9 protein-coding genes and 1 pseudogene are annotated in these 8,435 nt (G+C 73.4%); 5 read left to right on the top strand and 5 right to left on the bottom strand.

The genetic code is table 11. From position 1 onward, the window contains the following. Positions 1-863 (bottom strand): glycoside hydrolase family 3 N-terminal domain-containing protein (locus AB0F18_RS37225; protein ID WP_362069369.1); only part of this gene is annotated, 863 nt, incomplete at its 3' end. A 157-nt stretch (positions 864-1,020) separates the two neighbouring features. On the opposite strand from AB0F18_RS37225, the gene AB0F18_RS37220 reads away from it, so the two are divergent. From AB0F18_RS37220 to AB0F18_RS37210, 3 genes are read left to right on the top strand one after another with little or no spacing between them, the layout of a single operon-like run. After that, positions 1,021-1,596, top strand: coding sequence for a TetR/AcrR family transcriptional regulator (locus AB0F18_RS37220; protein ID WP_362069366.1), 576 nt, complete (start codon positions 1,021-1,023; stop codon positions 1,594-1,596). Positions 1,597-1,651: 55 nt separating this feature from the next. After that, entirely contained in the window at positions 1,652-2,791 is a 1,140-nt protein-coding gene (locus AB0F18_RS37215) for a low temperature requirement protein A (RefSeq protein WP_362069363.1), read from the top strand. Between the two features lie 5 nt (positions 2,792-2,796). Then, the gene (locus tag AB0F18_RS37210) at positions 2,797-3,516 is read left to right on the top strand and encodes a carbon-nitrogen hydrolase family protein (protein WP_362069360.1); all 720 of its coding nucleotides are present in this window, start codon (positions 2,797-2,799) and stop codon (positions 3,514-3,516) included. Positions 3,517-4,085: 569 nt separating this feature from the next. Here AB0F18_RS37210 and AB0F18_RS37205 read toward each other — a convergent pair. From AB0F18_RS37205 to AB0F18_RS37195, 3 genes and pseudogenes are all read right to left on the bottom strand, one after another. Further along, positions 4,086-4,820: pseudogene (locus AB0F18_RS37205) on the bottom strand (EI24 domain-containing protein); the annotation flags it as partial. 68 nt (positions 4,821-4,888) lie between these two features. Next, positions 4,889-5,314: an organic hydroperoxide resistance protein gene (locus AB0F18_RS37200; RefSeq protein WP_358896269.1), complete on the bottom strand. Its 426-nt coding sequence runs from the start codon at positions 5,312-5,314 to the stop codon at positions 4,889-4,891. A gap of 65 nt (positions 5,315-5,379) precedes the next feature. Next, positions 5,380-6,402: an NADP-dependent oxidoreductase gene (locus AB0F18_RS37195; RefSeq protein ID WP_362069357.1), complete on the bottom strand. Its 1,023-nt coding sequence runs from the start codon at positions 6,400-6,402 to the stop codon at positions 5,380-5,382. Positions 6,403-6,524: 122 nt separating this feature from the next. Between AB0F18_RS37195 and AB0F18_RS37190 the strand changes: the two genes are divergently transcribed. Next, complete coding sequence (locus AB0F18_RS37190; RefSeq protein WP_362069354.1) at positions 6,525-6,947, top strand: MarR family transcriptional regulator; 423 nt, start codon at positions 6,525-6,527, stop codon at positions 6,945-6,947. Positions 6,948-6,974: 27 nt separating this feature from the next. Here the strand turns inward: AB0F18_RS37190 and AB0F18_RS37185 are convergent, their stop codons facing one another. Then, on the bottom strand, positions 6,975-7,667 hold the full coding sequence (locus AB0F18_RS37185) for a hypothetical protein (RefSeq protein ID WP_362069351.1): 693 nt from the start codon (positions 7,665-7,667) through the stop codon (positions 6,975-6,977). A 78-nt stretch (positions 7,668-7,745) separates the two neighbouring features. Here AB0F18_RS37185 and AB0F18_RS37180 point away from each other — a divergent pair, with 78 nt between their 5' ends. After that, positions 7,746-8,345, top strand: coding sequence for a hypothetical protein (locus AB0F18_RS37180; protein WP_362069348.1), 600 nt, complete (start codon positions 7,746-7,748; stop codon positions 8,343-8,345). The last annotated feature ends 90 nt before the right edge of the window (positions 8,346-8,435 follow it).

Below are 8,435 nucleotides of genomic sequence, written 5' to 3'. Positions count from 1 at the left end.
GCCCCGTCGACGGCGGCCGCGTCGGCCTGCCCGGCGCGGACGGCTTCGGCGAGGGCGGGCCCGTAGACGGTCGCCGGGCCGGGCATGGCCACGTCGAGGCCGCCTTCGAGGGCGCCGGCGGTGGAGCGGGCGGCCATCCAGTCGGAGACGTTGAACCCGTCGAAGCCCCACTCGCCGCGCAGGACCCCGTTCACCAGCTGCCCGTGCTCGGTCATGGTGGTGCCGTTGACCCAGTTGTAGGCGGTCATGACGCCCCAGGGGCGGGCGCCGCGGACGATGGCCTCGAAGGGGGCCAGGTAGAGCTCGCGCAGCGGGCGCGGGGCGATGACGTTGTCGACGGTGAAGCGCTCGGTCTCGGCGTCGTTGCCGGCGAAGTGCTTGACGGTGGTGCCGATGCCGCCGTCCTGGACCCCCTGGACGTAGCCGGTGCCGATGGCGCCGGTCAGGTACGGGTCCTCGGAGTAGCACTCGAAGTGGCGGCCGCCGAGCGGGGACCGGTGCAGGTTGACGGTGGGCGCGAGGAGGACGTGGACGCCCTTGCGGCGGGCCTCCTGGGCCAGCAGCCGGCCGGCCCGGCGGGCCAGGGCCGGGTCCCAGGTGGCGGCGAGGGCGGTCGGGGAGGGCAGGGCGACCGAGGGGTCGTCGGCGCTCCAGCGCACGCCCCGGACGCCGATGGGCCCGTCGGACATGACCAGGGAGCGCAGCCCGATCTCCGGGAGGGCGGGCAGGGACCACATGTCCCGGCCGGCCAGGAGCCCGGTCTTGGCGTCGAGGTCCAGCTTGTCCAGGGCCGCCTCGACGGCGTCTTCGCGGAGCTGCTCGCGGGCCCCTCGGTCGTCGGCGGCCTGATCGGCATCGGACACGGCCGTGCCTCCTCGCTCTGTGGGTGCGGTGCGGTGCGTGGGCTCATGGTGGACGCTTTCCCTGTAAAGCGGTAGGTGTCGTAATCTCTTCGTGATGGATGGATGGCGTACGGTCGTACGACTGCCGGGCGGGGTCCGATCGGAAGGGTGCGGCGCGATGGTCAGGGCGAAGAGCGAGGAGCGGCGCGGCGAGATCGTCCGCGCCGCGGTCGAGGTGATCGCGGAGCGCGGCTACCGGGGCGCGTCCCTGGGCTCCGTCGCCGAACGCGTGGGCCTGACCCAGCAGGGCCTGCTGCACTACTTCCCGACCAAGGAGGCCCTGCTCGTCGCGGTCCTGGAGGAACGCGACCGCTGGGACACGGGCGGCGGCTCGCGCGCCTCGGCCGAGACCTGGCGGCTGGACCTGCTGGCCTCGCTGGTGGAGTACAACGCCATGCGCCCGGGCATCGTGCAGACCTTCTCGGCGCTGCTCGGCGAGAGCGTCACCGACGGCCACCCGGCCCGCGCCTTCTTCACCGAGCGCTACGCGCAGGTGCGCGGGGAGATGGCCGCCCTGCTGCGCGCCGAGTTCGGCGAGGTCCTCCCCTCGGGCCTCACCCCGGAACAGGCCGCTCCGCTGCTGACGGCGGTCATGGACGGCCTGCAGTACCAGTGGCTGCTCGCCCCGGAATCGGTGGACATGCCCGCCGCGTTCCGCTCCTTCCTGACGCTGTTGCGGGGCCCCGGCGCATAGCGGCACGCCCCCACCGGGCATCCTTTCCCCCGGACTTCGAGCGGGGGGACGCGAAATGGAGCCGGAAGAGCCGGAAGAGCGCGAGAAGAAGGTCGCGTGGTCGGAGCTGTTCTTCGACCTGGTCCTGGTGTTCGCCGTGACCCAGGTCTCGGCACTGCTGCACCACGACCACGGATGGGCCGGCACCGGACGGGCCCTGATCGTCTTCGTGCCCGTCTACTGGGTGTGGGTGGGCAACACCGTCCACGCCAACACCCATGACGCCGACCGGCCCGTCAACCGGCTCGGTCTCTTCGCCGCCGGACTGTGCGGCCTGCTGATGGCCCTGGCCCTGCCCGACGCCTTCGGGGACCGCGGGCCGCTGCTGGCCGGCGCCTACTTCTGCGCCCGCCTGGTGCTCGCCGCGCTCGCCCACGGCCGCAGCCGCCGCCTGAGGCCCACGCCGGTCACCCTGTCGGTGCTGATCAGCGGCCCGCTGCTGCTGGCCGGCTCCTTCCTCGACGGCACGGCCCGGGTCGGGCTGTGGGCGCTGGCCGCCGCCGTGGACCTGGCCTCGCCCCGGCTCACCCGCCGCAACATGGTCCGGCTGAACTTCGACTCGGGCCATCTCGCCGAGCGGTTCGGCCTGTTCGTGATGATCGCGCTGGGCGAGTCGATCGTGGCCGTCGGCGCCCCGGTGGCCGCCGCCCCGGAGCTGGACACCGGCTCGCTGGCCGCCGTCGCCGTGGCCTTCGCCCTGGTCTGCAGCCTGTGGTGGGTGTACTTCCACCTCGCGGCCGACGCCGTCCGGCACGGGCTGCAGACCGCAGCCGTACGGGCGGACGTGGCCCGGCAGGTCCTCTCGTACGGGCACCTCTCGCTGATCGCCTCGATCATCGCGGTGGCCGTCGGCATGGCCGAGGCCGTCGCCCACCCCGGGGCCCGGCTCCCGCTCGGCGTCGCCGCCCTCCTCTACGGGGGCTGCGCCCTCTTCCTGGCCACCTTCGGCTACACCCGCTGGCACCTGTTCCACGCCTGGTCGGTGACCCGGCTGGCGGCCGCCGCGCTCGTCCTGCTCCTGCTGCCGCTGGCCGCGCTGCTGCCCTCACTGGCGGCGCTCGCGCTGCTCACCGCCGTGGTGACCGGGCTCAACCTGCTGGAGCTGGCCCTCGTACGCCGGCGCGGGCAACTGCCGGGCGCCGCCCTGGCATCCTGAACCCCATGAAGATCGCCGCCGCTCAGCTGACCTGCGTACCCGCCGACGTCACCGCCAACGCCGCGACCGCGGTCGCCCTCGCCGCCCGGGCCCGGGGCCAGGGCGCGGAGCTCGTGGTCTTCCCGGAGTTCACGCTCACCGGCTACGAACTGGAGTCCCTCGCCCAGGACCCCTCCCTGTGGCTCTCCGACGCCGACGACCCCCGCCTGGACGGGCTGCGCTCCTCCGGCATCGCGGTCGCCGTCAACGTCGCCCTGCGCACGGACGGCCCGCTGCCCGCCATCGCGACCCTGGTCTACGCGGCGGACGGCGCCCACCTCACCACGTACGCCAAGCAGCACCTGTACCAGCACGAACGGGGCGCCTTCACCCCGGGCACCGAGGACGGCCGCTTCGAACTCGGGGGCATCCGCTTCTCGCTGGGCGTCTGCTTCGACAACCACTTCCCGGACCTGCCCGCCCGCGGCGCGGCCGACGGCTGTCGGGTCCACCTGGCGAGCTCCCTGTACGGCACGGGCGACGGCATCGCCGAACGCGCCACCGTCTACCCGGGCATGGCGAAGGAACACGGCCTGTACGTGGTCCTCGCCAACCACGTGGGCCCGGCGGGCCCCTGGACGGGCTGCGGCGGCGCGGCGGTCTGGTCCCCGGACGGCACCCTGCTCGCCGAGGCGGACGCCCTCACCCCGACCGTGACCACGGCCGACATCCCCGACGCCGCCTGAGGCACCCGGCCTGCCGGGAACGGCTGGACGCCGCCCCGGCCGCCCACGGGGGCGAGGACGCGGTGGGGGCGCTCACCCTGCTCCGCCGGGGCGCCGGGCGCTGAGGCGCCCGGGCCACGGCCTCAGGAGTACGAGGGCGGGTTCCCGAACCGGGGGTCGGGGTGCTGGACCGGGGGCTGGGACTGGCCGGGGGCGGGAGGCTGGGCGTAGCCGTAGCCCTGGCCGTGGGCGGGGGGCTGGGAGTACCCGGAGGGCTGGGCCGGAGCCTGGCCGTAGGCCGGGGGCTGGGCGTAGCCGGGAGCCGGGGGCTGGGCGTAGCCCGGGGCCTGGGCCTGGTCGTACGCGGGTGCCTGCGCCTGGGGCTGCCCGTACCCCTGCCCCGGCGCGGGGGCGTAACCCTGCCCGGGAGCCGGCGGGTACGCCTGGCCCGGGGCCGGAGCGTAGCCCTGGCCGTAGGCCTGGCCGGTGCCGTACGGCTGCTGGCCGGTGGTGCCGTACGGGCCCGCCTGCGCGGGGGCCTGGCCGGCGGCGGGGCCGCCCTGCGGCCCGTCCTCGGAGTCCTCGGCGCCGTCCCCCACCAGGTCCCGCGCCAGCAGGGTCGCCCCCGCCACCGCGCCCGGCATCAGGAAGACCGCGACCAGCGGGATCAGGAACAGCAGCACCAGCGGCACGCCGAAGCCGAGTGCCGTCGCGCGGCGCCCGCGCAGCAGGACGAGCTGCTGGTCGAGGTCCACCCGGCGCCGCTGGAGGGCCACGGAGGTGAGCTCCTGGGTGAGGAAGAAGCCGGAGACGCAGAAGCCGATCACCGGGACCACCGTCTGCCCGACCACCGGGATGAGCCCGAGGGCGAACAGCAGGATCCCGTAGATCATCACCCGCACCAGCAGCCGCAGGCTGTCCCGGGCGGAGATCCACAGGTCCTCCCAGAACGAGCGCCCCGACTCCGGGACCTCGCCGCCCTCGGTGCGGTCGACCTGCTCCGAGAGGGACTCGTAGAAGGGCTGCCCGACCAGCAGGGTCACCGCGGTGAAGGTGATCACCGAGAGGAACAGCCCGAGGGAGATCACCACGGCCGTCAGGAAGCCGCGGAAGAGCCCGAGCCAGGGCGAGGACCAGTCCGAGGCGAACGGCGTGGCCCAGGCCGTGAAATCGTCGGCGCCGTAGAAGAGGCCGGTCAGCGCGGCCCCGTAGAGCACCAGTGAGACCAGGCCCGGCAGCAGGCCGAAGCCCAGCCAGCGACCGTTCCCGAACACCCATCTCTGTCCGGCCAACAGGTACCGGAAACCCCCCGCAAGATCACGCATGCGGCCAGTTTACGGCGAAGGCCGCACCCCGGAAGGGGTGCGGCCCTCGTGAGCTGCGGCGCGGGACGTCAGGCGACGTTCAGCTCGACCGTGATGTTGCCGCGGGTCGCCTTGGAGTACGGGCAGATCTGGTCGGCCTTCTCGACCAGGTCCTTCGCGACGGCGGCGTCCACGTTCGGGATCGAGGCGGTGAGCTTGACGATGATGCCGAAGCCCTCGTCGTTCTTGCCGATGCCGACCTCGGCCGTCACGGTGGAGCCGGTGACGTCGACGTTCTCGTTGCGCGCCGCGACGCTGAGGGCACCCTGGAAGCAGGCGCTGTAGCCGGCGGCGAACAGCTGCTCCGGGTTGGTGCCGGCGCCGCTGCCGCCGAGCTCCTTCGGCGGGTTCACGACGACGTCGAGCCGGCCGTCGTTGGTGGCGACGCGACCGTCACGGCCGTTCTCGGCGGTGGCGACGGCCGTGTACGCGACGTCGGACTGCGTGATGGACATGAAAGTGGATCCTCCAGATAGTCGCCGCGACTCGCGCCCACGATCGCGACGGTACGGAGCTGAGCCTAGCGGGTGAAAGAAACGATCATCTTTCCGGTGTTCTCGCCGCGCAGCATTCCGAGGAAGGCACCGGCCGCGTTCTCGACGCCCTCGACGACCGTCTCGTCGTACCGGAGCTCGCCGGAGGCCAGCCAGCCGGCCACGTCCTTGACGAACTGCTGCTGCAGGCCGTAGTGGTCGCCGACGAGGATGCCCTGGAGGCGCAGGCGCTTGCCGATGACCATCATGAGGTTGCGCGGGCCCGGGGCGGGCTCGGTGTCGTTGTAGCCGGCGATCGCACCACACAGGGTGGCGCGGCCGTGCACGTTCATGACCGAGATCGCGGCTTCCAGGTGGTCGCCGCCGACGTTGTCGAAGTAGACGTCGACGCCCTCGGGGGCGGCCTCCGTCAGCTGCTCCAGGACGGGGGCCTTCTTGTAGTTGAAGGCGGCGTCGAAGCCGTACTTCTCCGTGAGGAGCGTCACCTTCTCGTCCGAGCCGGCGGAGCCGATCACCCGGGAGGCGCCCTTGATCTTCGCGAACTGGCCGACGAGGCCGCCGACCGCGCCCGCCGCGCCGGAGACGAAGACGGAGTCGCCCTCCTTGAAGGAGGCGACCTCGAAGAGGCCCGCGTAGGCGGTCAGGCCCGGCATGCCGAGGACGCCGAGGTAGGCGGAGAGCGGGGCGAGGGCGGCATCGACCTTGACGGCGTGCTGCGCGTCGAGCTCCGCGTACTCGCGCCAGCCCAGCATGTGCAGGACGTGGTCGCCGACCTCGAAGCCCTCGGCGTTGGAGGCGACGACCTCGCCGACCGCGCCGCCCTGCATCGGCTCGTCGAGCTGGAAGGGCGGGATGTAGGACTTGGTGTCGTTCATCCGGCCGCGCATGTACGGGTCCACGGACATGTGGAGGTTGCGGACCAGGATCCGGCCGGCGGCGGGCTCGGCGGAGACGGGCACCTCTCGCAGGGCGAAGTCCTCGGCCACAGGCCAGCCCTGCGGACGGCGGACGAGGTGCCACTCGCGGCTGACGGCGGGGATCTGAGACATGAGGGGCTCCAGGAAGGGGGAAAGGAAGGCAGGAGGGCGGGAAGCCCGGAAATGCTTCACGACCTGAAACAACCATGCTCCTGGATATTTCATGTTGTCAAGTAAATGGGTACGCTGATCCCATGCCCACTCGTCGCGCAGACCCAGTGACCGTCGAGGTCGTCGAGCTCATCGGCGACGTCGTGGCCCGCTACCACATGGAGTACGAGGAGGCGGCGGCCCGCCACCAGCTCACCGGCGCCCAGGCCAGGGTCCTGACGCTGCTGTCGCTGGAGCCGCTGCCCATGCGCCGCATCGCACAGAAGCTGCGCTGCGAGCCCTCCAACGTCACCGGCATCATCGACCGGCTGGAGACCCGCGGCCTGGTCGAACGCCGCCCGGACCCGGCCGACCGCCGGGTGAAGCTGGCCGCACCCACCGAGCAGGGGGCCGAGACGGCCGAGCGGCTGCGCGAGTCCCTGGACTTCGCGCGCGAACCCCTGGCCGGCCTCTCCGCCGAGGAGCGCACGGCCCTGCGGGACCTGCTCAAGCGGATGCTGGGCTGAGCCGGGGGGCCCGTGGCCGGGTCAGCCCTACGAGCAGCCGAAGATCCAGAACACGCAGGTCTTCGTCGGCTCGGGCTTCGGAGTGCCCTGCTTGGTCTGCGTCGGACCGGGCTGCGCCGTGCCGGAGGTACCCGGTCCGGGATTCCCCGGCGACGTCGTCTTTACGGAGCTCGCCCCGCCGGAACCTTTCTGCGAGGGCGTCCCCGTCGAGGCGGAGGCACTCCCGCTCGGCCCCGGCTGCGCCGACCCGCTCGGGCTCCCGCTGGGCCGGGCCGACTTCGATGCCCCGCCCGCGCCCTTCGGCAGGGCGGAGGGCACGGCCGGCGCGTCCAGGCTCGGCAGCGCGTCGGGCTGCTTGGGCCCGTCGTCGGTCAGCACCACCTTGTCGGCCCGGTTCACGCCCTCGTCGTCGCCCACGATCCGGGCCACGGCGATCGAGCCCCCGGTCGCGAGCACCAGCCCCAGGCCGACGGCCAGGACCGTCCGCCCGCGCCTGCGGCGGCTGGCCGCGCGCTTGCGCGTACCGGCGCGGCCCTCGTGGGGGCCCGTCAGCACGACGAGGGAGTCCGCGAACACCTCGGCCAGCGCGGGCTGCGGCTCGGGGTCCGGGGTCGGCGCGCTGGGCGCGGCGGCCACCAGATACTCGGCCGGGGTCCCGCACCCGGCGCACGCGAGCGCGCCGTTGAGGTGCCTCTGACAGGCGGGGCAGAAGTAGTTCATGGCGCCCGCAGGCTATGTGGTCCCCGGCAACATAAACATTCCGGTCAGGTGAGGATCCTGTGTGGAAAGGTGACCTCCATGACCGCCACCCCGAATCCGCACCGCCCGGGAGCCTTCGGTCCGGGCGCCTTCCAGCTGGTGCTGCTGCGCAGGATGGCGGACTTCCAGCCCGATCTCGCGGAGGCGGCCCGGCTGCGGCTGGGCGCCACCCTCGCCGAGCAGCGGGAGGCCAACCGGCGCTGGCAGGCCATGGTCCGCTCACCCCGCTCGCGCGGGGCCCTGGCCCGCTACCGGTCGGTGCTCGGCCCGCCGGAGTCGGCGGAGCGCCGCAGGATCGGGGACCTGGAGTGCGAGGCGCTGCTGTGGCCGGTGCCGCTCTGGCCGGAGCTGCGCTTCGAGGTGCTGGCCGCGCCGGACGGGGCGGTGTGGAACGAGTGGCTGGTGCGGGCCCCGGGCGCGCGGGGGCCCGTACTGGAGACGGACGCGGACCTGCGGCCCTGGTCGGCGACGGTGGACGAGGTGGCCCGGGCCTTCGCGCCGGCCCGGCCGATGGAGGGCACCGCGCCGACGCGCTGGCGGCTGGCGTTCACCGCGTCGGGACGGGCCCTGGTCGCGGAGTTCACGTACGGGCTGCTCCAGCGGGTGCAGCCGGCGGACACCCCCCAGGGCCTGTCCTAGGGTCTGTCGTCAAAGTCCCGTCGTCGCCCGGAGGGCGGCCCCGCGGCGTCTGGTGCGTGCTCTCGGTGCGCCGGGCGCAAGACCTCGTAC

It is taken from the genome of Streptomyces sp. NPDC029216 (assembly GCF_040648015.1).
Classification (GTDB): Bacteria; Actinomycetota; Actinomycetes; order Streptomycetales; family Streptomycetaceae; genus Streptomyces.
This window is presented reverse-complemented; position numbering and strand designations above follow the sequence as displayed.